The organism is Streptomyces reniochalinae (genome assembly GCF_003323735.1).
GTDB lineage: Bacteria > Actinomycetota > Actinomycetes > Streptomycetales > Streptomycetaceae > Streptomyces > Streptomyces reniochalinae.
This window is the reverse complement of sequence record NZ_QOIM01000041.1, coordinates 69249-92995: the sequence shown is the minus strand read 5'-3', so window position 1 is coordinate 92995 and position 23747 is coordinate 69249. Positions and strand designations below refer to the sequence as shown.

Genomic DNA, 23747 nt, shown 5'->3' with positions numbered 1-23747 from the left:
GGAGATTCCTGCCCGTACTGGCCGCACGGCCGCGAGTCGCCTGTCCGTTCCGGGCCCACACCCCACACAGCCCAGCTCGAACCAGCCGCACGACCACGAACCGCGTACCCGATCCGAGCCCGCGACCCGCACCCGGCAACCCGCAACCCGCAACCCGCAACCCGCAACCCGCAACCCGCAACCCGCAACCCGCAGAAACCCAACTCGAAGCCGGCCGCACGACCACGAGCCGCATATCCGGACCGAGCCCACAACCCGCAGAAGCCAACTCGGGCCCGGCCGACAACCACGAGACGCCCGCTCTGACCGGCCCGCGACCGGAAAACGCGACTGGCCAAGTCAGGCCGAAGTCAAGGCGGAGGCCGACGCGCAGCCTGCCCGGGTCGGCCTCAAGTTTTCCCTCCCGCCGTGCCGAGCGTCGGCACGCTCCGGTCCGATTCGTAGAAGGGGACGCCAGCGATCGATGACGACGCCGCGAGAGCGCGTGTGCCCCCACGAGCCCAGCCGCGCGCCGCCACGCGAGAGCTCTACGGACGCCAGCGACGCAACTCGGTGGTGTCCTCGTAAGGCATGGGATCGGGGTAGGTCAGCAGTTCCAGAGTGCTCCCCCACGGAGTGCGGCAGTAGAGGAACCGGTTGCGCGGACCGGCCTCCGGGCCCGGCAACGGACGAGGCTCGCCCAGCACGGTCCCGCCCGCCCCGCGCACGGCCTCACATGCGGCGGGCAGATCCTCGACGTAGCAGGCCAGATGCTGCCAGCCCAGATCACTCGGAACCACCGCTCCCCGCCGGCGGGGACCCCGGAACTCGAACAACTCCAGACCCGGACCGCGCGGCAGCCGCAGCATCCGCATGGCCACCTGCTCGGTGCCTGGTGGTACCCCCAGACGCCGCACGGTCTCCTCGCCTCCCTTGGGCCCTTCCTCCCGCGGCAGCGTGTCATACAGCTTCTCGGCCCCGAGCGCCCGAACGAAGAATTCCGTTGCGGCCTCGATATCGGGAACGGTCACTCCGACGTGGTCGATTCCCCGTACACCATGCATTTCCCGTACCACCCTCACCCGCGTAGCCGCTTCGCCGAGCCGCATCCGGCTTCGCAGGACATCACGGTGGCCAGTGCCGCCACCCCCGGGCGATCCCCGCAGGCTCTCAGCGTCTCCTCACATCGGAATACCCGCGTGAATGATCTTCCCATTGTTACGACGCAGCCGAATGGTGATGTCGTGGGCCAGGTGGCGGATGATGGGCCAACCGAACCCTCCGTTTTCCCCGCCCTCAAGGCTCCCCGGGGTTCGCTCCCTCGGGAGCGCGGAATTGGAATCCCCCACGTCGATCGTGAGGGTGTCGCACGTGGCTCCCAATTGGAAGTCCGTGACTCCGTTCCCGTACCGTAGTGCGTTGGTCACCAGCTCGGATACCACCAGCAGGAATGTCTCCGTGGTCTCCTGCGAGGGCCGCGGAACGAGAGTGGTGAGGAAATCCCGGGTGAGCTGACGGGCCTCGAAACTGCTGCTCACATAAGCGGTCTGTGCCATGGCCGCCGGAAGATTTCGCTCCTCCTCGTCCTGAAGGGCTGTTGCCTGATCCATGTCTGTCTCCCGTCTTCGCGGACGCTCACCGTGGAAACGGCCGGTCCCCGCGAATGTGGGGGTCTTTCCTCTCCTCGGCGTGGTAGTACGCAAAGCGTGCTACCACGCCGCCCGTCGAACGGTGCCCCGCGTGAACGCTCGAACGGATGCAGGGTCAGTTACCCGGCGCCTCCGTCTTCATGCATCGGCCCCTGCGGGGCTGAGAGAGGTCAGACCATTCCGGAGACCGTGACGGTGACACGCACCGGGGTTTCGCCGAAGGAATCCGCCACCGCGGACCGCACCGCCCGCGTGACGTCCAACGCCCGGTGACCACGTTGCAGCACAATGTGCACCTCCGCCGTCCACGGCGTGCCCTGGCGCACCCGGACACCCGCCGCCGGGTCGGTCCGGCGACGGTCCGGGCCCCTCCCCGTTCTGGCGAGAGCCGAGGCGGAGGCCCGCAGCCTGCCTGCCAGGCCAGGTTTCAGAAAAGCGACACCCTGCACCTGGAGAGCGGCTGCCGCCGCGGCCGCGACGCGCTGCTCCCGTTCGTCACCGGTCATCGAGAGTCACCTCCCAGCCACCGGCCGGGGCCCGCCCCGACCCACTCCTCCCGTGACCCGGCCGGCCCGGCATGCCTATCTCCTCGTCGTCGTCCTCGTCGGCGTAGATGTCGGTGATCCGGATGTCGATGGCGGCGACATCCATCCCCAGCTCGTGGTCCACCGCCATGCGCACCCGCTCACGCACCCCGTCGGCCACCTCCCACAACGGAGCGAGATCGGAGACGGCCACCTCCAGCTCCACGTGGGTCGGGCGGCGCCGCTCCTCCGTCGGCCGGGCGGGGACGAACTGCTCCGGTGGCGGGCCGATGCGGCAGGCTCCCGCGTGTACCCCTGCCAAGGACTCGGCCGCAGCCCGCACCGTCTTCGCCGCGGCCGCCTCCATGATCCACAGGTCCTCGGAGGTCTCCCCCAGCGGGAGGGGGCGCCCGGGGCGCAGCTCCAGCCGCACCACGTCCATGACCCGCGCGGTCAGCGCCGTGGTGTCCCACCCCTGCCCGTCTCTGTCGTCCGGCTCCGAGGCGAGCACGTCCCGCACCGTGTCACCGAGCAGACCGAGCTCCGCACGCGCTGCGGAACAGTGCGGGCACTCGTACAGATGCGGGTCGCCCGTCCCCTGGTCCTCCGCTTCCCACACCTCCGAGAGCAGCCGGCCGCACGGCAGCCGCTCATCAACCCCCTCGTCCTCGGTCTCCTCCATAGCGGCATCCTCTTCGCCCCTGGTGGGAACTTCTGCCGGACTGATCGCTCCTGCCGGAGCGCCCCCCTCCTGCGGGAGGAGCTCGTCCTGGATTCCGTCCGTCCCGTACGCCGGACGGGTCTCGTCGTTTATCGCCATGCGCCCATCGCCTCCGTCAGACAGCGCCGCGCGCGGAAAACCCGCCCCCGAACCGCCTCGGGACGGATACCGACCGTCTCCGCGATCTCCTCGTGGGTCAGCCCGTCCATCTCCCTGAGCACCCAGCACACGCGCTGCTCGGGTGAGAGCCGCGCCAGGGCCTCGAACAGCGCCTTGGCCGCCGCCTGCGACTCGGCCGACCGCTCCGGCGAGACCAGGTGGTCGGGCGCGGCGGGCTCGGGAATGCTGTCCAGGCCGGTGAGGGGCCTGCGACTGCGCAGCACATTGAGACAGCGGTTGCTCACGATGCGGTATATCCACGTCTGGAAGCTGGCCTGTTGCCGGAACTCCGGCAGCTTCCGCCACGCGCTCACCAATGATTCCTGCACCGCGTCCTCAGCCTCCGCTCGGTTGCCGAGCAGCCGTGTCGCCAGCCGCAACAGCGCGGGCGCGTAGCGGCGTACGAGGGCCTCGAAGGCTTCCTCATCACCCTGCCCCGCCCGCACGGCCAGCAGCGCGTCGCGCAACGCGCCCTCCGCGTCCACTGGCGGCCTCGTCTTCTCATCCCCCGGCAACGGCGGCTCCTTTCACTCGCCTCTGCGGGTTGGACACGCCGACTCCCGATCGCGTTACGCGCTCACGGCGGCGGTTTTCAAAAATTCTTCTTCCTCCATCTGCGTAACGGATCGGCGCCGGGTGTGTCGGAAGCAGTAGACACGCACGATCCCGACTCATCGAGGAGGCAACGATGACCACGCCGCAGAAGACCCTCACCCCGGCGGAGAGCAAGCTGAACCAGGCCAGGACGCCCGGCTCCACGACGGTGAGCGGTGGCGCCCCTGGTTCCTCGGAGCCGGCGCCCACCCGCGGCAAGACGTCGATCGCGGATGTCGTGGTCGTCAAGATCTCGGGGATGGCCGCCCGGGAGATCCCCGGCGTCTGGGACATGGGTGGCGGCCTCTCCCGCACCATCGGCGCAGTCCGCGACCGGGTGCCCGGCGGCCGTCCCAACGTGGGGCGCGGCGTCAAGGTGGAGGTCGGTGAGCGGCAGACCGCGATCGATCTCGACCTGGTTCTGGAGTACGGCGTCCCGATCATGGACGTCGCCCGCGACGTGCGGGAGAACGTGATCTCGGCGGTGGAGCGCATCACCGGCCTGGAGGTCGTCGAGGTCAACGTCGCGGTCAACGACATCCACCTGCCCGACGAGGAAGACACCGGCTCGGACACCCGCGTCGAGTGACCCGAAGAGCCTCCTGCCGATCGCGGCGGCCGGCACGGTCCCATGGTCGGCGTGGCCCGGCCTGGAGGCCGTCGGCAGGACGCGTGGGGCGATGACGGACGAGTTGAGGGGAGACAAGGTGAACGGAGCGTTGATCGGCCTGGTGGTCGGCATGGCCTTGGCGTTCGCCGCGTGGTTCGGCGGCTTCGGGGCGTTCCTGCTGGTGGCCGCGCTCGGAGCGATCGGGTTCACGGTCGGCCGGATGGTGGACGACGGCCTCGACTGGCGGGAGTTCCTGCGCGGCCCCGATCGGAGGCGCCGGTGATCGAGCCCGGCCGACGCGGCTCCACCACCGTCGCCGACCGCGCGGTGCGACGGATCGCCCAACGGGCCGCCACCGAAGCACTACCCAAGGGCCAGGTCGAGGTCACGGACACGTCGGCCTCCGTGCAGGGGCAGCGCACCCACGTCGCCGTCGACGTCACACTGCCCTATCCGACGGCGCTGGAAGAGACCGGCACCCGGGTGCAGCAGCATCTGACGCACCGCACCGCGCGGTTGACCGGGCTGACAGTGACCAAGGCCCAGGTCCGGGTGGGCAGCCTGGCGAGCCAGTCGGCGGCCGACAGGCTGACGCGTCGGCCGGCCGACGCGCCCGCAGAACCGCCCACCGCGCCGCAGCGCCGGGCGCGGCGACCGTGGTCGCAGCGGAGAGTGCCCATGGCTCTGCTCATTCTGCTGGGGCTGCTGGCGTGCGCCGTGCTGCTCGCCGACGTGGTGTCCGTACACACGTCCGACCGCCCCCCGTCCCCCTGGCGCAGGAATGTTGTCGAGTGGCTCTCCAGCCACGGCCCCGGGGACGCGTCCGTCGCCGTTGGCGGCGCGGTGGCCGCCGTGGCCGGCTTGTGGCTGGCATGGCTGGCTCTCACCCCTGGGCTGCGGCGACTCCTGCCGGTCTCCCCTCCCGGCCAGGGGGCACGCGTCACGCTGGAGCGTCCCTCCGTGGCGACCCTCGTGCGAGACGCTGTCTTCGCGGTGGAAGGCGTCGCCCGCGTCGCGGTTCGGTGCGGGCGCCGCCGGGTCCGGGTCCACGCGGCAGTGAGCTTCGGCGTGCGGGACGCCGCGCGGGAGGCGGTGCGGGGCGCGGCCGCCGAGGCTCTGCGCGGCTGTGGTCTGGCCCGCACCCCACGGCTCCGGGTCACCGTCCGACCCGAGCCCCACTGGCGCCCGCCCGGGGAGATCCCCACCCCGGACGGGACACCCCGCGCACCAGGCAGCAGCTCCGCTCCAGCCTCCCCAGGTCCAGACCTCACGGATGAGGAAACTCCGCCGAGTGAAGACCCGGGCATGACGACCACCACAACACTGCACGTGGCGGCCGGCTCCGACACGGAGACCAACCCGGCCCGGAGCGCCGACGGCGAAGGAGACGACGGGAAGGAGGACACGGGGCATGAGCAGTCCACGTAAAGCCGCCAACAGGACACTGCTGCTTCTGACCGGCGCCGCGCTGCTCGCCGGTGGCCTGTGGCTGCTGAGCACGTCGTCCTGGGTTGCCGACCGGGTGGGCCACCACCTGCCGTCATGGTGGCCCGCTGCCGAACCGGGCTCCGTACTGCTGGATCGGCCGGGGCTTAACGAGCTGCGAGGGCGCGAATGGTGGACGCCTGTGGTCATCGCCGGCACGGCGTTGCTGCTCGTGGTGCTCTTGCTATGGCTTCTGGCCCAGACCAGACGAGGTGGATTGCGAGTGCTTCCGCTTTCCCACCCGGAGGTCTCTGTGCGCACGCATGCCCTGGCGGATGCCCTGACGCGTGAGGTGCGCGCCTTGCCTTCGGTTGCGGGCGCCCATGTGCGGGTGCGGGCGAGGGCGCGGGACGTGCGGGCGCACATCCATCTCCGGCTGGAGCCCGGTGCTCGACCCGAGACCGTACTCAGCCAACTGTTCGACGAACCGCTCGCCCAGGCACGCTCCACGGCGGCCCCCCGGCCGGTCAGAGCGGACGTCCGGGTAAGCGTACGTTCACACAGTTCCCAGCGTGCTGCCTAGCGAGCTCAGCCGCACCGAACGGCGCGGCATCCGACGGCCGGCCTCGGCGGCGAACTCACCAGCGGACCCCGACCACCGAACAGCGCCGACAGCATCCCTCAGCAGCCGATCGGCAAGCGCCCACAGAGTGCCGCACGGAAGGCCGACCGACCGGCAGACCTGTATGGAGATCAGTGCGGCGCAACCGCACCCCGCCAACACCGCCCCCAACCCCAACCCCACCCCCTACACACCACCCGCAACCCGATCGACAGGCGAGAGAGAAAGCATGGCAAGGCCCCAGGCGCCCACCGGCGGATCCATGCCACCGCCGCCCCGGGACTGGCGGACGGCACTGCGTCGCACGCCCGTCTCGATGTGGAACGACGACGTGTCGGACTGGGCGGCCGCACTCACCTACTACGCGATTCTCGCGCTGCTCCCCGCCCTGCTGGTGACGGTCTCGCTCATCGGCCTGGTCAGCCCGGCCGCCACCGACGAGTTGATCGAGCACATCACGGCGTGGGCGCCGGCGCAGGCCGGTGAGTCGCTGCACCAGGTGCTGCGCAACATGGCGGATGAGCGGTCTGCGGCGCTGACAGTGGTCATAGTGGGCGGGGTCAGCGCGATGTGGTCGGCGTCGAGCTACCTGGCGGTGTTCCGGCGGGCGCTGCACGCGATGCACGCGGTGGAGGACCAGCGGCCGGTCTTGCGCAAGGCGCACCGGATCGTGCTGACGGCGCTCGCCGCGCTGGGACTGCTGGTGACCAGCGCGTTGGTGCTCACTCTTTCGGGGCCCGTGGCGCAGACGATCGGTCGCTGGCTGGGAATGGGCGGCACGGGCGCCGTGGTGTGGGAGCTGCTCAAGTGGCCGGTGCTGTTGTGCCTGGTCACGTTGCTGGTCGTGGTGGTCTTCCGCACCGGCCCCGCGACGCCCCTGGCACGGCGTTACCGACTCGCGGGCGGAGTCCTGGCCGCACTGCTGTGGCTGGTGGCCTCGGCGGGGTTCACCCTGTACGCGTCGTTGAGCGCGTACAGCAGGCTGTACGGTTCACTGGCTGGGATCGTCGTCTTCCTGATCTGGCTGTGGTTGTCCAACTTGTCCCTGCTGGCCGGTGCGCAGTTCATGGCGGAACTGACCGGCCCGCACGGCAAGACGGGCAGGCGGGCAGCGTGCACGGCTCCGCCCGAAGGGGGCGCAGGCCGGACGGAGAGCGAGTCCGCCGGGAGTGGAGGGCTTCGGGGAAGCGGCGCCGAGGAGAGTGACTCGGCCGACGCGCCGTCACATATGGCGAGCGGGACGTACGATCTCCGTGGACGGGAACGACGGAAACGTCCGCAAGAAGTGGTACCAAGCGAGCTCTGAGAGCGACGGGCGGGTTGAGGCCCCTCCCTCACCGACGGTCTCGCTTGTGCGCGGGCAGTGTGGGGGTGTCTGATGCGCGCTGGCTTGGCCGCCGGATTTGTCGGGCTCCACTCCGGGGAGGCCCGTTCGAATGGTCGGGTTTGGGATACTCGGAGAGCGCGGGTCTGTGACCGGGCAGGCGCGCACAGAGCACCGGCACTCTGCCGGGGGACGGAGGCGGAGTGAGGTCGCGGGAGAACGACCGTCTGACCATCACCCCGCTCACCGTCAAGGACGAGTGCGCGGTGCTGCGGTTCAGCGGTGAACTGGACAGGGCATCGGAAGAGTTCTATCTGGACCGCATCGGTGCCGTGGTCACCTCGGGGTACCGCCATCTGGTGCTGGATGTGACCGCCCTGGTCTTCTGTGATTCGCGAGGGCTCAACTGCCTTCTCGCTCTGCGCTGGCTGCTGCACCGGAGAGAGGGCAGTCTCCTGCTCGCCTGCGTGGGGCGGCGGCTGGCCGCAGTGCTCGCCCTCACGGGCAGCACCGAGGTGCTGCCCGTCTTCACCAGTGTCAGTGAAGCTCTGCGCACGCTGCCCGCCGATCAGCGCCCGGAATGGCCGCCCGTCGGCAGCGTCGATCCGGGCATCCCGCTGCACAGCCCGGAGCCGCTGGAGACTTCGTGGCAGCAGGATGCGAACCCGCATCTGCCGTTGGACCAGAGGGGCCTGGACTCCAAGGGCCCGGACACCCGAGCCTGAGCCCGGCGGCTCCTGTCCCGTACCGCCCGGCCCCGTGCCGACCCGTCCCGTGCCGACGCGTCTTGGTTCATCCCGTCCCGAGGAGCCGCGAGCCCGGCCACCTCGACTCGGCTGTGTCCGATCGGGTCACGTTCCTCGTGGCACGCCCGCAATACCACTCCACTCCCCTGTTCCACCCTCATCCCCGTTCCCCTTCCTCCCGCGCGGTTCGCGCGGTGCCGCGCAGGTGCCGCCGTCCGTTCCTCCCGCGCGGTGTCGCAGTGTCGCGGTGTCGCGACGAGTGCCGGGCCGGGTCCGGGTGAGGATGGGGGCCGGACCTCGCAACGGGAGCGTCGCACGCTAGGAACGGGCCATGAAGCAGCTGGAGCAGCAGCACAAGAGGGTGGACCGGCTTCGGCCGGCCGCGCTGCACACGCAGGGCGGTGTCGAGCAGCAGCGGCCGAAGTCCCTCTCGACGCGCGTGTTCGTCGCGTGGCTGGCGGCCTTGACGCTGCTGGTGCTCGGGTTGAGCCTGGCGGCCGGGTCCGAAGTTCGGCTGATCGGTTTGTTGATCTTTCTGCCGGCGATCGCGGCGAGCCTGGGAACGGTGCGGCAGACGCAGGTGGCCTCCCTGTGGGCGCTGGCCGCGGTGACCGCTTCCATCGCGCGGTCGCCCGGCTACCACTTGGACGACGGCATCACGTTGGCTTTGACGCTCGTCTTCGCGGGGCTCGCGATCTACGGCAGCCGCTGGCGTATCGCGCGGGACACCGAACTGCTGCGGCTCCGCTCGACGGCGGCCGTCGTGCAGCAGCACATCCTGCATCCGCTGCCCGAGCTGACGTCGCAGGTGCGGGTGGACGGGATCTTCGAGCCGGTGCAGGAGGACAAGCTCTTCGGCGGCGACATCTACGACGTGGCCGCCACGCGCTACGGCACCCGGGTGCTGATCGGTGACGTGCAGGGGAAGGGGCTGTCGGCGGTGGGGGTGGCGTTCGCCGTGCTGGGGGGTTTCCGTGAGGCGGCGCACCGGGAGCCGAGGCCGGCCGGGCTGGTGGACGCGCTGGAGATGTCCGTCGTCCGGCACAACGCCTATGCCCGCCACTCGGGTGAACCGGAACGGTTCGTGACGGCGCTGGTGGTGTGCGTGGACCCGGTGGGCCAGGGGACGGCGCAGGCCGTCAACTGCGGTCACCTGCCGCCCTTCCTGGTGCGGGATTCCTGCGCTCCCGTCCAGGTCGAGCTGCGGGATACGGGTGTGCCGTTGGGCCTGGCGTCGCTGGTCAGGGAGGGGCGTGTTGCGGACGGTTTCAGTTTTCCGCCGGACTCGACGCTGTTGCTGTACACGGACGGGCTGTCGGAGGCCAGGGACGGGAACGGATCCTTCTATCCGCTGGCCGAGCGGCTGGCCGCCCTGGTGGAGGAGTCGAGGGCTGCCGGTTCGACGCCCTCCGAGACCGAGGAGGGCCAAAACAGGGACGGGAAGGGTGAGGCCGCGGGGAGGCCAGAGGGATCCGCTCTGGGGCTGGCGCAGGCCCTCAGAGAAGACGTACGGGCCTACACTCACCCGCATCAGCAGGACGACCTCGCCATTCTCACTCTGGAGCGACTGTCGGCACCTGCCGCGGAATCGGCGGGCGACGGCCGCGAGTGAACCCACCTCTGGGTTTCTGAACCCCTGATCGCGGTGGCGGCAACGGGCCGGTTGTCGAAAACGGGTGCCCCCTGCGGCGCGGAGGCGACTGCGGAGCTGCGCGCCGCCTACTTCCCCGATCAGCGGGTCGACGACAGTCCGTACTCCGCGCAGGAGGACGTCACTCCGCTCCCGCACGAGATCGTCCGTGCCCTCCGGCACAGGACCGTGCGGGAGAAGCCCGGTTCCGGGAGCCCGTGCGCCGTGTCGGTCCCGGCGGTTATCGTCGGTGCCGACAGGGGACAGCGGGGGATCAAGGGAGTACCGGATGGCATCGGGCCGTGGACGTCTGCTCGCGGTCAGCGACCTGCACGTGGGGATGGCGGACAACAAGCCCGTCACCGAGTCGCTGCGGCCGCACACGGACGAGGACTGGCTGATAGTCGCCGGGGACGTCGCGGAGGTCTTCGCGGACGTCGAATGGGCGCTGCGGCTGCTGGCGGACCGGTTCTCCCGCGTCATCTGGACGCCCGGCAACCACGAGTTGTGGACCCCGAAGGGCGATCCGGTGCAACTGCGCGGTGTGGCACGGTATGAGCGTCTGGTGGAGCTGTGCCGGTCGTTGGGCGTGCTGTCCCCCGAGGACCCGTACGCGCGTTGGCAGGGGCCGGAGGGCGAGGTGGTGATCGCGCCGCTGTTCCTGCTGTACGACTACACCTTCACGGCTCCCGGGACGCGGACGAAGGAGGAGTCCCTCGCCCGCGCGCACGAGACGGGAGTGGTGTGCACCGACGAGTTCCTGCTGCACCCCGACCCGTATCCGGCGGTCGACGACTGGTGCAGGGAGAGGGTGGCCGTCACCCGTGAGCGGCTCGACGCGCTGGGCACGGACACTCCACTCGTCCTGGCCGGCCACTGGCCGCTGCTGCGCGAGCCGACGAACGTCATGTGGTATCCGGAGTTCGCCCAGTGGTGCGGTACGGAGCTGACGGCGGACTGGCACACGAGGTATCCGGTGGCCGCCGCCGTCTACGGTCACCTCCACATCCCGCGCACCACCCACCACGACGGCGTCCGCTTCGAGGAAGTCTCCGTCGGCTACCCGCGGGAGTGGCGCCGCAGAGGCCACCCGCGCGGGCTGCTACGCCAGATTCTGCCCATGCCTGAGGCCGGCTGAGCGGCGGACCAGACCTCCCAGCAGACCTCCGCGGAGCTGCTCGGCAGCGGACGGGCCAGACCTCCGGAGAACGACTGAGCAGCGGGAGGACCGCCCTCAGTCGACCGGGTGCAGCAGCTTCTTCACCCGGCGCGCGGTGGCGAACAGCAGTCCGGCCGTGAGGGTCAGTGTTGTCATCACGGGGCGCAGGAGGGCCTCGGCCGGCGCGCCGGGGTCCAGGGCGCCGCTCCGGGCGAGCCCGGCGGTCAGCGAGGTCACGGTCGTCAGGAAGGGGGCCGCGTACCAGAAGAGGAAGACGAAGGCGCTGGCGTCCCCGGCGGGCGTGACCAGCCCCAGCGACATCAGCTCCGTCCGCACAGGACCGCGTACCGCCGCCAGCACCGCTGCGGCGGCGAACGGCGGAGCGCACAGAGGCATCAGCAACAAGGCACGCTCCCCGCCGTACAGGGCGAACGGGACAGCCGCGAGCGCGGCGAGCACCGCGCCGAGCGCCGCCGGCACGAGCGCGTGCTGGAACATGAGACCGCGAAAGCGGAACGGGGACCAGGAGGAGCGCCGCAGGTCGTCCGCCTCCAGCCGCGCGGTCTCGGCCAGCCTGCCCACCCCGAACCAGCCGAGCGCCAGCGCCACGGCCAGGACGACCAGGCGTGCGGCCCCCTCCGACGCGACCGCGACGGACGCCGTCCCGGCCCCGGCGGCGATCCACAGGGCGGCGCCGACGAGGCGCCCTGGGGCGCGCAGCAGCGCGACGGCGTCCCGCCAGACGACCACGAGCCGGCGCGAGCGTGGCGCGGGCAGCCGCCGCCGGGTGCCGGAAGCGCCGTCGGCGAGCGCCTCGGCGACGGCGAGCTTGGCGGCGCGCAGCTCGACGGACCACAGGACGGAGGCCACGGTCGCCGCCGTCGCGGCGCGGGCCCGCAGCCGCCGGGTGGGGATCGTTCCTGCGCTCCGGTGGGCGTGCGACACGGCGGCGGCGGTGACCGCCACCAGCAGCGCGGTGGCCACCGGCCAGCCCGGCGCGTGCCCGCCCGTCGCGTGCAGGACAGGCTGTGCCGCCCAGCCCCAGGGGCCGGACCACAGCTCGGCCGCCTCCAGTACGCGCAGCACGGCTCGTTGCCCGTCGGCCGGTCGGTCCGCGCTCGCCGCCCATGCCGCCTGTCCGGCGAGCGCGACCAGCAGCAGGACCGCGTAGGGCGTCAGCTTACGGACCCGGCGCGCCCATCTCGCGCGGCGTTCGACATGCAGCGCCAGCGCGGCGGCCAGCAGCGGCAGGCACACGCCGGCCGGCAGGGACAGTGCCAGTGCGGGGCCCAGCGGGGCCGACCCCGTCAGCCGCAGCAGCACCGCCCCGCCCACCGCGCACAGCACCCCGCCGAGCGTCATCAGGGACGCCGTCAGCCGGAAGGCGGGCCGCAGCATCCGCTCCCGCCGCACCGGTTGGGCCAGCGGCCATGACAGGTCGGGGCGCGAGACCAGGACGGGCCCGCGCCACAGCGCGTCCCGGGCCGCGAGCACCGCCAGTCCGCACGCCAGCAGGATCAGGACGGCCGGCAGGGCGCGGCGTATCGCCTCACAGGTGTGGTCGTCCGCGGCGAGGTGGCCGAGGCGCTGCGCGAAGCGGTAGCCGAGGGTGCTTCCGTAGCCGACGCCCAGCAGCAGGACGGCGTAGGCGGTGACGGCGAGATCGCGGTTGCGTTGGCCGCGGTGGGCCCGCCGCTTGTCGCGCAGCCACCTGAGCGTCTCGCGGGTGCGGTCGTACTCGGGGCTCCAGGCGGCGTCTGCGGCCGGGTCGTCAGCGGCGTCGGCCCCGTGGTCCGGCCCCGCGTCGTCCCGGGCCGCGACCGGGCCGGGGGGCCAGTCCTCGCCGTCCTCCCGACGGGGCTTGTCGGACAACCGGTCAGCAGACCCGCTCACCCGCCACCGTCCCACTCGTGCAGCACGTCAGGGGGTCCCTCCGCACGGACGTGGCCGTCCTCCAGGACGACGACGTGGTCGGCCACCGCGTGGACGAGTTCCGCCTGGTGGGTGGCGAGCAGCAACGCGACCCCGTCGGCTTTTTCACGGCGCAGGAGTTCGGCGAGCCCAACGCGGGCCGCCGGGTCGAGTCGCTGTTCGGGCTCGTCGAGGACGAGGAGATCGCGCGGTCGGACGAGGGCGGCGGCCAGTTGCAGGGCCTGGGTCTGGCCCGAGGAGAGGGCCGAGGGGAGCTGGTGCGCGTGTCCGCTCAGCCGGCGGTCCGCCAGTACCTGGTCGATCCAGCCGTCCGCGTCGGCCACGTCGTGGGCGACGGTGATGAGTTCGAGGTGTTCGCGGACCGTCAGGTCCGGGTAGAACGCCACGGTGTCGCCGGCGACGGCGACGCGTGCCCGTACCTGGGGGTCGTCCTCGTCGACGGTTCTCCCCTCGAACAGTGCCCTGCCCACCGTGGGTTCGTCCCGGCCGCACGCCAGGCGCAGCAGTGTCGACTTGCCCGATCCGTTGTGCCCGAACAGGGCCGTGCACGTGCCCGCCGACAGGTCCAGGTCGAGGGGGTGGAGGGCCTGCCGCTCGCCGAAGCGGCGGCCGACGCCTGACAGTCTCAACAGCGGCTGTTTTCCGCCACGTACGGCGCCGCTCTCCCTGCCGGTTCCCGCCTCGCCCTTTCCCGAGTCCGCCATGGCGCCCGCGTCACCTCTTCTCGTGGCCGGGACGGTGCAGGGCGTGGACGAGGACGTCGTGGCCGAGGAAGTGGTCCTCGCGCAGCGGGGTGAATCCGAGCCGCTGCGCGACCCTCGCCGAGGGCGTGTTGGCCGGGTCGATCATCGCGGTGAAGTAGGGCGTGTCCAGTCGCCGGAATCCCCACTCGACGCAGGCTCGTGCGGACTCGGTGGCGTAGCCGCGGCCCCAGGAGGCACGCCGGAAGGTCCAGCCCGCCTCGACCTCGTCGAAGATGTCCCAGTAGTTGAGGCCGCAGCGCCCGAGGAACTCGCCGGTCTCCTTCAGTTCGACGGCGCACAGCCCGTGTCCGCGCTCCGCCCACTGGTCCTCGATCTCAACCAGCCGCGCGTACGCTTGTGCACGCGTGAACGTCGGGACGAACCGGGTCACTTCGGGGTCGGCGTGCAAGGTGACCATGCGGTCGACGTCGTCGCGGGTGAGCGGTCGCAGCAGCAAGCGTTCCGTCTCGATGACGGCGGGCTCGCGCCGGCGCGCGGGAGAAGGACTGTTGTTCGGGCCCATTCCGGCATGATCGCAGTGCGGTTCTCACCCGCTGTGGTCGGGGCCCAGCGCACGCGCGAAGGCGTCGAGTGCGGTGAAGTCCTGCTGCCTCAGGCCGACCCGGGGGTCGACGTGGCGCAGCAGTGCCGGGGCGTCGTGCTCTCTGGCCACGAAAGCGCGGTCCGCCTCACCGACCTCGTCGTCCACCCAGGCGAAGGGCCGCCCGGCGGCGTGGCCGATCAGGTGGCTCGTCTTCCAGTAGGTTCCCTCCTCACCCTCGCCGAACAGCGCGGGCCACGCCACGACGGGCAGGTGGGGAAGCCCGAGGACGGGCGCGATGTGCACGTTGGCGTCCTCCCCCCAGGTGGTGGCCCACACCAGGTCGTACAGGCCGCTCAGTTCGAGGAGCCGGGGGCCGTGTGCGGGGTTGAGCCACACGCGCAGCGTCGGTACGGCGTCCGGCGGCGCACCGGCGTGCAGGGCGACCCAGCTGTCCGGTTTCATGCGGTGCGCCGCGTACCCGGCGGGCCGCCGCTCGGGGTCCGCGGCCCAGGGGTTGAGCGGGCCGTCGACGTCCAGGTAGAGGAGGGGGCGACTCATCGGGGCATCCTGTCAGCAGCGGGGACGCGGGCGCAGGAGGCGACGCTGCATGCGCTTTCCGCGAGCCGGAAGGCGAGCGGTCCGGTGACGGCGGGGTCCCGTGTCAGTGCGGGACGTCATACTCCTGTCACAGCCCCGCGTTCGGCGCTGACCGGCTCGTGGGTTGGTTGGTTAACCTTCGAAGGCAGCGCATCGCGGGTGACGTGGTGCGTGGACGGACGGGGAGGGGACGTCGATGCCGGAGGCCCGGGGGAACTCCGAAGGAAGCAGGACGCCGGGGTTACGCCCTCGGCGGCTGGTCGACGAGGGCGGCGGCGAGGCGGTACGCCGTCCGCGCGGTCCTGCGGCGGTCAGGGCTCGCTGGGCGGCGCTGGTGGCGTCCGCGTGGGCGGCCGTGCGCCCGAGTCGCCGCCGGGCGACAGGGTACATCGCGCTGTGTTCGGTGGGCGCGCTCGTGGGCACGTCCGTCGTGGTCGGTTCGGGCAAGGCGGGCGCGGTGCCCGATCTCTCCGACATCGGTGCCTGGCTGACCAGTTCGCGCACCGGCGAGGCCGCGCACGCCAACGGGTTGACCGGCGACGTGGACGGCAAGGTGAAGCTGCCCGGTATGGGCGATCACCCGGTCTCCCTCTCCCAGGACGGCAAGGCGGTGCTGGTGCTGGACGAGAAGACGGGGAAGCTGGTGCGGATCGACCCCTCGCAGCTGACCGCCGAGCAGTCCTCGCGCTACGGCTCGGGGCTCCAGCTGGTGTCGGGGGGCTCGTACGCGTACCTCGTCGACCCGGTCGAGGCGCAGGTGCAGCGCATCGATCCGGTACGCACGACGCCGCTGGGCGCTCCGATGGATCTCGGCGCGGGGCCGCTGGGCAGAGCGGTCGCCGACCCGAAGGGGACGCTGTGGGTCCCGGTGCCGGGCGAGGGCACGGTCGTACCGTTCCCGCGCGGCAAGAGGGGCGACGCCATCAAGGTGGGCGCCAAGGGGGGCAAGGCGTCCACCCTGGTGATGACCCTGGCCGACGGCCGCCCGGTCGTCACCGACACCGAGGGCGGCACGGTGGCGGTGTTGAAGCGCACGGGGGTCGGGCTGCGTTTCCAGCTGCCGTCCGCCATTTCCAAGGCGCCGGCGGGATCGGTTCTGGTCCCCTCCTCGGCAGCCGGTGACGTGGTGCCGGTGCTGGCCCGCGAGTCGGGCCGCATGACGCTGGTCGACACCCGTACGGGCTCGCTGTTGAACGCCTCTCTGGGCGCGGGAAGCCACGCGTACGGCACTCCCCAGGCGCTCGGTTCGAAGGTGTACGTACCGGACCACTCCGACGGCACGCTGAAGGTGTACGACACCGAGGCGGCCGCGATCACCGAGCCGGTGAAGGTGACCGGCAAGCGCGGAAAGCTCAGCCTGTTCGTGCGCGACGGCCTGTTGTGGGTCAACGACGAGGACAACGAGACGGCCGTGGTGATCAACTCCTCGGGGCACGTCAACCGCGTCCACAAGTACGACACGGATGTGCCCTCGGGCCGCAAGCCGCGCGAGGACGCTCCTTCGGGTGATGACGGCAAGCGGGACCCGGCACCCGGCCAGGACGCGCCTGACGCCGCGCCCCAGGGCCCCTCGAACCCGGGGCGGGATGAGACACCGTCCGGCCCCGATGCGCCCGCGCGGAAGCCGGACGGCGGCGGTGAGCCGAAGGAACCCGAGCGGAAAGAGCCGGAGCGGCCGCGGAAACCCGAACAGCCCGACAGGGGCGGGGAGAAGCCGGAGGCGCGGCCACCCGGCACTCCGCAGGCCCAGTCCGGCGCCGGCGTCATCCGGATCTCCTTCGCCCCGTCGCCCGGCGTGAAGCCGACCGGATACCGGCTCAAGGGGGCACCGCCCGGCGCCAAGATGAAGCCGGAGAAGGTGGGCCCGGACGGCCCGTTCACGTTCGAGGTGAAGGGCGGCTCCTGCGCCCGGCAGTACAGCTTCTCGGTGGAGGCTGGGTTCGCGGGCGGGCAGACGGCCGAGTCGGGCCGCACCGTACCCACCCGGCCGTGTGTGGCCCCCGCCGCCCCGCAGAAGGTCGAGTACGCCTTCCCGCAGGGCGGCAGGGGGATCAACCTGACGTGGCAGGCGCCCGCCAACGCCGATGGCGGCACCAGGTACACCGTCACCGGCGGCAAGGGGACACAGACCACGAACGCGACGAAGGCGCGGCTGACCGGGCTGGCCAACAACCGCACGTACAACCTGACGGTGGCCGCGGCCAACGCGGCGGGCTCGGGAGGGAGCACGGCCGTGGCGGTGAATCTCTCCAACCCGAAGAAGATCGAGATCACCGACAACGCCGACGACGGTGAGGAAGTCGGCATCCGCACCAAGCCGAGCACCAAGGAGGGCACCCGGCTCGGTTACGTGCCGGCCGGAGCGACCCCGACGCTCACGTTCGTCTGCCAGGTCAGGGGCACCCCCGAGGTCCACGACACCTACGGCTGGAAGAGCGACGTGTGGGACCGCATCGAGTGGGAGGGCCGAACCGGCTACGTCAGCGACCTGTGGGTGGCCACCAGCAAGCACAGGGAAGGCGATTTCTCTCCGGAGGTCTGGCAGTGCGACTAGAACCGCAGCAGCCCGCTGCCCCGTCCGCGTCGCGAGAGTCGGTCGCGCTGCTCGCCCAGTGCTTCCACGCCCTGGGGGACAACGTCGAACGCGTCGTCAAAGGCAAGCGCGACACCGTCGAGCTGGCGCTGGTGTGCCTGTTCTCCGAGGGACATCTGCTGATCGAGGACGTGCCCGGCACCGGCAAGACGACGCTGGCGCGCTGTCTGGCGGCCTCGCTGGAGGCCAGTTGGCACCGTGTGCAGTTCACGCCCGACCTGCTGCCCTCCGACATCACCGGGGTGACGATCTACCGCCAGAACACCGGCGCGTTCGAGTTCCTGCCCGGCCCGGTGTTCGCCAACGTCGTGCTCGGCGACGAGGTCAACAGGGCCTCGCCCAAGACGCAGTCGGCGATGCTGGAGGTCATGGAGGAGCGGCAGGTCACCGCGGACGGCCGCACCCATCCGGTGCCGCGCCCCTTCATGGTGATCGCGACGCAGAACTCGGTGGACATGGGCGGCACGTATCCGCTGCCGGAAGCGCAGTTGGACCGCTTCTTGATGCAGGTCACCCTCGGCTATCCGGACCACGCCTCCGAGGTCGCCGTCCTGTCGGGCGCCGCCTCGAGCTCCACCATCGAACAGCTGCCCACCATCGCGACGGGCAAGCACATCGCCGAGTTCATCCAGGTGGCCCGGCAGATCCAGGTGGCGCCGCAGCTGTACGACTACCTGGTGCTGGTGGTGGCGGCCACCCGCGAGCTGCCCGAGGTGAGGCTGGGAGCGAGCCCGCGCGGCTCCGTGGCACTGCTGCGCGCCGTGCGGGTGCGGGCCGCCTCGCAGGGGCGTACGTACGCGCTGCCTGAGGACGTGAAGGCGCTGGCGGAGCCCGTGCTGGCCCACCGGCTCATCCTGACCCCGGAGGCCGAGCTGAGCGGCCGCAGGGGGGCCGACGTCATCGCGGAGGCGCTGGCCACGGTCCCCGTCCCGCAGGCGGGAGCCCCTCTTTGATGCTGTCGCCGACGGGTTGGGGGGCGCTGGTCGGCGGAGCGGCACTCCTGGGAGCCGGGTACGGGTTCGGCTATCCGGAGGCGGCGGTCCTCGGACTGGCGTGTCTGCTGGCCGTGGGGGTGGCCCTGGTGTGGACGGGGCGCTCACCGCGGCTGTCGGCGCGCCGCCGGGTCACGCCGCGGAAGGTGGCGCGGGGCGACGGGGCCGAGGGGTGCGTCGCGCTGACGAACACCGGGGGCCGCGGCCGCCGTGGGCTCGATCTGAGTGACCGGTGCGGCGGGTCGCCGCTGACGCTGCACGTGCCGGCGCTCGCCGCCGGGGCGGAGCACACCGTGCGCTATCCGCTGCCGACCGAGCGGCGCGGCCGTATCGCGCTGGGGCCGCTGCGGCTGGAGCGTACGGACCCGCTGGGCCTCGCCCGCCGGGTGCGGGTGTTCGGGCCGCGCGAGGGCGGTACGGACACGCTGCTGGTGCGTCCCCGGGTGTGTCTGCTGCCTATCCTGCCGTCGGGAACGGCGCACCATGTGGAGGGGCCGACGTCGGACACCGCGGACGAGGGGTCGTTGACCTTTCACGCCCTGCGCGAGTACGTGCTGGGGGACGATCTGCGCCGGGTGCACTGGCGCTCCTCCGCCCGCACCGGGACGCTGATGGTCAAACAGCTGGTCGACGTCTCACTGCCGCACACCACCGTGGTGCTGGACACGCGTGCGGTGGCCTACCCGGCAGAAGACGACTTCGAACTGGCGGTGGACTGCGCCGCGTCCGTGGCGTTCGCCGCGGCCCGCTCCAACTTCCCCGTGGACGTGCTCGGTGAGGCCGGCCCCGTCCTGCGCACGGACGGGGCGGGCGGCGGCGACGCCGACGCGCTGCTGGACCGGCTCGCGCTGGTGCGCCGCAGCGAACACGCCTCGGCTGCCGGAGCGTTCGACGACCTGGAGCGGGCTCGTCGCCGCGGCTCCCTCGTCGTCATCACCGGGACGGGTGACACCACCGGGCTCGGGGCGCTGGAGCGGGTGCGCCGCCGCTTCGACCGGACGGTGGTGCTGCGCGCGGGCGCCGGAAGGGACGGAGCCCACGCGGAGCCGCGCGGCCTCGGCAGCGACGTCCCGCAACTGCGGGTGACGGGGCTGGATTCCCTGCTGGCCGCCTGGCGTCGGGAGGCGGCGCGATGAGGGCCGCGCCGACACCGCGCTTCGCCGCGCCCGGCGCGCGGCCGGCGGCGCACGACGGCCCGTCCTGGGCGCCGCCACGCCCGGCCGCTCCCGACCCGGCCACCGGGGCCTTGCCCGGCGTCCCGCGGCGGCCGCGACCGCCGGGTGCGGAAGGGCCCGACGGCCCAGGGGCCGGCGTGCGGCACCGGCTCTCCCCGGCACGCCGCGCGTGGTCGCTGCTGCCCGTCGCCGGGATGCTGGTCTGCGCGGGCCTGGGCTTCCACCGGGTCTTCGCCGTGGGCGCGCTGATGCCGGTGCTGGCGGTGGCCGTGCCGGTCCCCATGGTGGTCGCGGCCGGCCTGTACGCGGGGCAGCGCCGCAAGGGACGCGTGGCACCGCTGTGGCCTTCGCTGGTGCTGAACGTCGTGGTGTGGCTGGTGGTGGTGTGCGCGACACTGTTCCGTGGCGACGCGTCCGCCGGGCTGCCGACGGGCGAGGCGGGGGCGACGGTGTGGGCGGCGCTGCTGGACTCGCCGCACGCGGTCCTCACCACGATCCTGCCCGCACCCTCGGGCGCCGACTTCCTCGTGCTGCCGCACGCGGTGGTATGGCTGGCGTCGCTCGCCGCCACGGAACTGGCGCTGCGCACCCGTGGGCCGCTGCTGCCCGCGCTGCCGCCCGTGCTGGCCTTCGGCTTCCCGCTGGTGCTGGGCGTGGCGGGGCCGGGCTCCAACACGCCGGTCGCCGCGGGGCTGGTGGCGTGCGCGGCTGTGCTGGTGCTGCTGCGGTCGCGGGCGGCGGGGCGCGGCACCGTTCGGATGCTGAGCACCGGGCTGCCCGTGGTGGCGGTGCTGGCGCTGGCCGCCGCGCTGCTCGGCCCGCGGCTCCCGGGGCTGTCCGGACGCGACCCCTACGACCTGCGCCAGGAGGTGCGGACACCCACCGTCCATCCGCGGTCCACCAGTCCGCTGGACCAGGTGGCCGCCTGGTCGCAACACCCCGAGTCGCGGCTGTTCACGGCCAGGACGACGGCGGACCGCAACTGGCGGCTCGCCGTGCTGGACCGCTACGACGGCGTGAAGTGGACGTCCGGCGCCCATCTGGCCCGTTCGGGCGGCAGGGTGCCCGAGCGGCGGGGGCCGGATCCAGGGCGCCGTGAGCGGGTGGAGCAGCGGGTCACGGTACAGAACCTGCCCGGCATCTGGCTTCCGGCCGCCGACCGCCCCTCGTCGGTGACGCTCACCGGCATCTCCGGCGAGCGCGGTGCCCACGGCGCCGGGGCCGGACGGCTCGCCGTGGATCCGGACAGCGGCGTGGTGGCGGTCGGCGAGGGCGGCGCCACCGGTACGCGGAGCAACCGCGGCCTGTCCTACACCGCTGTCTCCCAGGCGCCGGTGTACGACCCGGAGCGGCTGCGATACGCGGCCGTGCCGAAGGGGACCGGTTACAAGTCCCTGCCCCGTACCGACCAGGCGGGCGAGCCGGTCGAGGCCGTCGAGACGTTCCGCCGGCTGGCGGCGACGGCCACGGCGGGCAGCAGTTACCCGTACCAGCAGGCGTACAAGCTGGCCGGCTGGCTGCATGAGCACTACGGCTTCGACCCCAAGGCGCTGCCGGGGCACGCCTACCGGAATCTGGAGTTCTTCCTCACCACGGGCAAGCACGGCACCTCGGAGCAGTTCGCGGCCTCCTTCGCGGTCATGGGGCGGACGCTGGGGCTGCCGACGCGGGTCGCGGTCGGCTTCCGCGCGGAGCGAGACGAGCGGCCGGGTGCGGGTGGGAAGGGCACCAGGCAGGTGACCGGTCAGGACGCGTTGGCGTGGCCGGAGGTGCGGTTCGAGGGGGTCGGCTGGGTGCCGTTCTACCCGACCCCGGGGCAGGCTTCCGAGGAGGGCGCTTCGGTGCCGCCCGCCGGACAGCCCGAGGAGCGCGAGGAAGCCGACCGCGACATCGCGGAGCGGCCGCGCCCGTCCGTGCCGCCCCAGCAGCCGGAGGACAGCGGCGGGAAGGACGGGAGGGCGGCGCCTTCCGGGGGTGGCGGACTGCCCGTGTGGGCCTACGTTCTGCCGTCGGTGCTGTTGCTGGTCCTCGCCTACGGCGGCTACGCGGTCTGGGCGCCGTACCGGGCGCGCAGACGGCGGCGTGGGGCCCGTGATCCGGGGCAGCGGGTGCTCGGCGCCTGGCAGCAGATCGTCGACCGGCTCACCGAGATCGGTCTGCCCGCCACCTCGGCGCACACCGCGACCGAGGTGGCGGCGTTCGGCCTCGAGCGGGTCGGCGGGCGCGGCAGTGAACAGCTGCCGGCTTTGGCACGGCTGGTCAACGAGGTCGACTACGGGGGCCGGGTGCCCGACGAGGCCGCCGCGGACGCCGCCTGGCGGCACTGCGACGCGATCGAGGAGGTCGTCACGCGTACGGTGCCGCGACGCGAGCGGGTCAAACGGGCGCTCCGCTGGGGAACGGTGAGACGTCACAGCCGAGCCAGAGCACCCGTTCGCGCGAGCCGCGCGGAAGGGCCCGTGCGCACGGGCGGCCCGGGCACGCCCGTCCGCACGGGCGGCTCCGGAGCGCCCGTGCGCAGCGACAGGCCGGGGGTGCGCCGGTGAACGCCGTCCCGGACTGGGGGCCTCCCAAGGCGCCTCCCGCCACCGGGCCGCTTCCCGCCCTGCCGGAGGGCTATCAGGCCCAGCGTGTGCTGCACACGGGCCCGCGCGGCACGGTCGTGCTGTGCAGAGAGGCGGGAAGCGGCCAGGCGGTGGCCGTGCGGGTACTGCCGCAGGTGCTGGAGGATCCGGCGCGCCGGCTGGCGGCGCACTCCGAACTCCTGGCGGCGGGCGCCGCGGCCGGGCACCCCTGCGCGGTCACGGTGCGGGACGCCGGGTGCACGGACGCGGGGCAGCTGTACGTGGTGACGGAGCACTGCCAGGGGGGTTCGGCGCAGGACAGGCTGACCGCTCGCGGACCGTACCCGGTCGAGGACGTGCTGGTCGTCGGCGTGCGGCTGGCGCTCGCGCTGCACTCCTCGCACCGGCGTGGGGTGCTGCACCTGGGTGTGCGCCCGTCCTGCGTGCTGTACGGCGCGGCGGGTGAGGCCCTGCTGACCGGGCACGGGCTGGGCCGGGTGGTACAGCGTGCCGTGCCCTCGGCGGGTGCGGACGTGGACCCGGCCTACGCGCCCAGGGAGCTGTTCGGCTGGGAGGCGCCGGGACCGGCCGCCGACGTGTACGCGCTGGGGACGACGCTGTACGCGCTGCTGACGGGCGAGCCGCCGCGTGCGGGTGCCGTACGGGAGGGCGGGCCCGCCGCCTACGAGGCGGCGCTGGCGGGCGGGCTGCCCCGGCCGCACCGGGGCGACGTGCCCGAGCCGCTGTTCGCGCTCTTGCACCGGATGACGGCCCCACACGCGGAGGGGCGGCCGCCGCTGACGGAGGTGCACCGGGTGCTGCGGTCGCTGCTCCCTGCGGACCGCGCCGCCCAGGTCCCCGACCTCCAGCCGGAGGCCGACCCCGAGGTTCCGCTGCCGGGCTGGGATCCGGCGGACGACGCGCTGAGCGAGCCGCCGCCGGTCGTCGACGACGACGACCCGGACTCGGCCGAGGCCCTGGCCGGACGGCGCAGGACGCGCAACAGGATCGTCGCCGCGTGCGGCGCCCTGCTGCTGGTGGCCGGCGCCGCGGCGGCGCTGTTCCTGGTGCGGGACGCGGGTGGCGAGGCGGGCAGCGCGAAGGACCGTCCCGCCGAGCAGCCGGCGAAGTCGGCCCATCCGCTGCCCAGGGGCCAGGTCCCGGACTTCCAGGCCCAGGAGGTCAGGGTCACCAGGGTCGGCGAGCAGGTCCAGATCGCCTGGGGCAGGCCGAAGAAGCCGCAGCCCGTCTACGGCTTCGCCATCACGGCCCAGTCCTCGGACGGGAAGACGGTGAAGGTGAAGAACACGAACGCGGACGAGCCGTCCGTCGTCTTCTCCTCCCCGCCGGTCGAGCCCGGCTCCTGCTACGTGGTGACGTCACTGGTGCAGACCGCCGACGGCGGCGTGGGGCTGGCCTCGGCTCAGGCGGTGTGCGACCGAGGGGAGTCGCGCGAGTGAGCGGG

General features: G+C 72.5%; 22 protein-coding genes. 13 read left to right on the top strand and 9 right to left on the bottom strand.

What is annotated here, in order from left to right; translation table 11 throughout:
- Nucleotides 1-527: 527 nt before the first annotated feature.
- The 5 genes from DQ392_RS24260 to DQ392_RS24240 all read right to left on the bottom strand — a co-directional run bounded on the left by DQ392_RS24260 (nt 528) and on the right by DQ392_RS24240 (nt 3547).
- Complete coding sequence (locus DQ392_RS24260) at nt 528-1043, bottom strand: VOC family protein (RefSeq protein WP_114017830.1); 516 nt, start codon at nt 1041-1043, stop codon at nt 528-530.
- 117 nt (nt 1044-1160) lie between these two features.
- Complete coding sequence (locus DQ392_RS24255; protein ID WP_114017829.1) at nt 1161-1589, bottom strand: ATP-binding protein; 429 nt, start codon at nt 1587-1589, stop codon at nt 1161-1163.
- Between the two features lie 209 nt (nt 1590-1798).
- Nucleotides 1799-2134 (bottom strand): Asp23/Gls24 family envelope stress response protein, encoded by a 336-nt coding sequence (locus DQ392_RS24250; protein WP_114017828.1) that lies wholly within the window; start codon nt 2132-2134, stop codon nt 1799-1801.
- On the bottom strand, nt 2124-2834 hold the full coding sequence (locus DQ392_RS24245; protein WP_181856571.1) for an Asp23/Gls24 family envelope stress response protein: 711 nt from the start codon (nt 2832-2834) through the stop codon (nt 2124-2126). Before DQ392_RS24245 ends, DQ392_RS24250 begins: the two co-directional genes overlap by 11 nt.
- A gap of 128 nt (nt 2835-2962) precedes the next feature.
- Complete coding sequence (locus DQ392_RS24240; protein ID WP_181856570.1) at nt 2963-3547, bottom strand: RNA polymerase sigma factor; 585 nt, start codon at nt 3545-3547, stop codon at nt 2963-2965.
- A 173-nt stretch (nt 3548-3720) separates the two neighbouring features.
- Between DQ392_RS24240 and DQ392_RS24235 the strand changes: the two genes are divergently transcribed.
- The 8 genes from DQ392_RS24235 to DQ392_RS24205 all read left to right on the top strand — a co-directional run bounded on the left by DQ392_RS24235 (nt 3721) and on the right by DQ392_RS24205 (nt 11121).
- Complete coding sequence (locus DQ392_RS24235) at nt 3721-4215, top strand: Asp23/Gls24 family envelope stress response protein (RefSeq protein ID WP_114017827.1); 495 nt, start codon at nt 3721-3723, stop codon at nt 4213-4215.
- A gap of 91 nt (nt 4216-4306) precedes the next feature.
- Nucleotides 4307-4519, top strand: coding sequence for a hypothetical protein (locus DQ392_RS24230; RefSeq protein ID WP_425470595.1), 213 nt, complete (start codon nt 4307-4309; stop codon nt 4517-4519).
- Nucleotides 4516-5664 carry a DUF6286 domain-containing Asp23/Gls24 family envelope stress response protein gene (locus tag DQ392_RS24225; RefSeq protein WP_114017826.1) on the top strand — a complete coding sequence of 383 codons (1149 nt, stop codon included), beginning with the start codon at nt 4516-4518 and terminating at the stop codon, nt 5662-5664. The genes DQ392_RS24230 and DQ392_RS24225 overlap by 4 nt, the downstream gene beginning before the upstream one ends.
- A complete protein-coding gene (locus DQ392_RS34125; RefSeq protein WP_147266565.1) occupies nt 5648-6244 on the top strand; it encodes a hypothetical protein in 597 nt (198 codons plus the stop codon). The genes DQ392_RS24225 and DQ392_RS34125 overlap by 17 nt, the downstream gene beginning before the upstream one ends.
- 268 nt (nt 6245-6512) lie before the next feature.
- Nucleotides 6513-7589 (top strand): YihY/virulence factor BrkB family protein, encoded by a 1077-nt coding sequence (locus DQ392_RS24220; RefSeq protein WP_425470594.1) that lies wholly within the window; start codon nt 6513-6515, stop codon nt 7587-7589.
- A gap of 221 nt (nt 7590-7810) precedes the next feature.
- Complete coding sequence (locus tag DQ392_RS24215; protein WP_114017824.1) at nt 7811-8332, top strand: STAS domain-containing protein; 522 nt, start codon at nt 7811-7813, stop codon at nt 8330-8332.
- A 352-nt stretch (nt 8333-8684) separates the two neighbouring features.
- Nucleotides 8685-9965 carry a PP2C family protein-serine/threonine phosphatase gene (locus DQ392_RS24210; protein ID WP_114017823.1) on the top strand — a complete coding sequence of 427 codons (1281 nt, stop codon included), beginning with the start codon at nt 8685-8687 and terminating at the stop codon, nt 9963-9965.
- Nucleotides 9966-10272: 307 nt separating this feature from the next.
- Nucleotides 10273-11121, top strand: coding sequence for a metallophosphoesterase family protein (locus DQ392_RS24205; protein ID WP_114017822.1), 849 nt, complete (start codon nt 10273-10275; stop codon nt 11119-11121).
- A 96-nt stretch (nt 11122-11217) separates the two neighbouring features.
- On the opposite strand, the gene DQ392_RS24200 is transcribed toward DQ392_RS24205, so the two are convergent.
- The 4 genes from DQ392_RS24200 to DQ392_RS24185 are packed head-to-tail and all read right to left on the bottom strand — an operon-like array spanning nt 11218 to nt 14919.
- Nucleotides 11218-13014 carry a DUF6297 family protein gene (locus tag DQ392_RS24200; protein WP_220182659.1) on the bottom strand — a complete coding sequence of 599 codons (1797 nt, stop codon included), beginning with the start codon at nt 13012-13014 and terminating at the stop codon, nt 11218-11220.
- Nucleotides 13015-13031: 17 nt separating this feature from the next.
- Nucleotides 13032-13778, bottom strand: coding sequence for an ABC transporter ATP-binding protein (locus DQ392_RS24195; protein ID WP_114017821.1), 747 nt, complete (start codon nt 13776-13778; stop codon nt 13032-13034).
- Between the two features lie 10 nt (nt 13779-13788).
- The gene (locus tag DQ392_RS24190) at nt 13789-14340 is read right to left on the bottom strand and encodes a GNAT family N-acetyltransferase (RefSeq protein ID WP_114017820.1); all 552 of its coding nucleotides are present in this window, start codon (nt 14338-14340) and stop codon (nt 13789-13791) included.
- 24 nt (nt 14341-14364) lie between these two features.
- Nucleotides 14365-14919 carry an HAD domain-containing protein gene (locus DQ392_RS24185; RefSeq protein WP_114017819.1) on the bottom strand — a complete coding sequence of 185 codons (555 nt, stop codon included), beginning with the start codon at nt 14917-14919 and terminating at the stop codon, nt 14365-14367.
- A gap of 235 nt (nt 14920-15154) precedes the next feature.
- Between DQ392_RS24185 and DQ392_RS24180 the strand changes: the two genes are divergently transcribed.
- Genes DQ392_RS24180 through DQ392_RS24160 form a run of 5 tightly spaced genes read left to right on the top strand, consistent with a single transcriptional unit; the run spans nt 15155 to nt 23742 of the window.
- A complete protein-coding gene (locus tag DQ392_RS24180; protein ID WP_147266564.1) occupies nt 15155-17512 on the top strand; it encodes a fibronectin type III domain-containing protein in 2358 nt (785 codons plus the stop codon).
- Nucleotides 17503-18504, top strand: coding sequence for an AAA family ATPase (locus DQ392_RS24175; protein WP_114017817.1), 1002 nt, complete (start codon nt 17503-17505; stop codon nt 18502-18504). The genes DQ392_RS24180 and DQ392_RS24175 overlap by 10 nt, the downstream gene beginning before the upstream one ends.
- Complete coding sequence (locus DQ392_RS24170) at nt 18504-19679, top strand: DUF58 domain-containing protein (protein ID WP_114017816.1); 1176 nt, start codon at nt 18504-18506, stop codon at nt 19677-19679. The genes DQ392_RS24175 and DQ392_RS24170 overlap by 1 nt, the downstream gene beginning before the upstream one ends.
- A complete protein-coding gene (locus tag DQ392_RS24165; protein ID WP_114017815.1) occupies nt 19676-22264 on the top strand; it encodes a transglutaminaseTgpA domain-containing protein in 2589 nt (862 codons plus the stop codon). The genes DQ392_RS24170 and DQ392_RS24165 overlap by 4 nt, the downstream gene beginning before the upstream one ends.
- On the top strand, nt 22261-23742 hold the full coding sequence (locus DQ392_RS24160) for a protein kinase domain-containing protein (RefSeq protein ID WP_181856569.1): 1482 nt from the start codon (nt 22261-22263) through the stop codon (nt 23740-23742). Before DQ392_RS24165 ends, DQ392_RS24160 begins: the two co-directional genes overlap by 4 nt.
- Nucleotides 23743-23747: the final 5 nt, after the last annotated feature.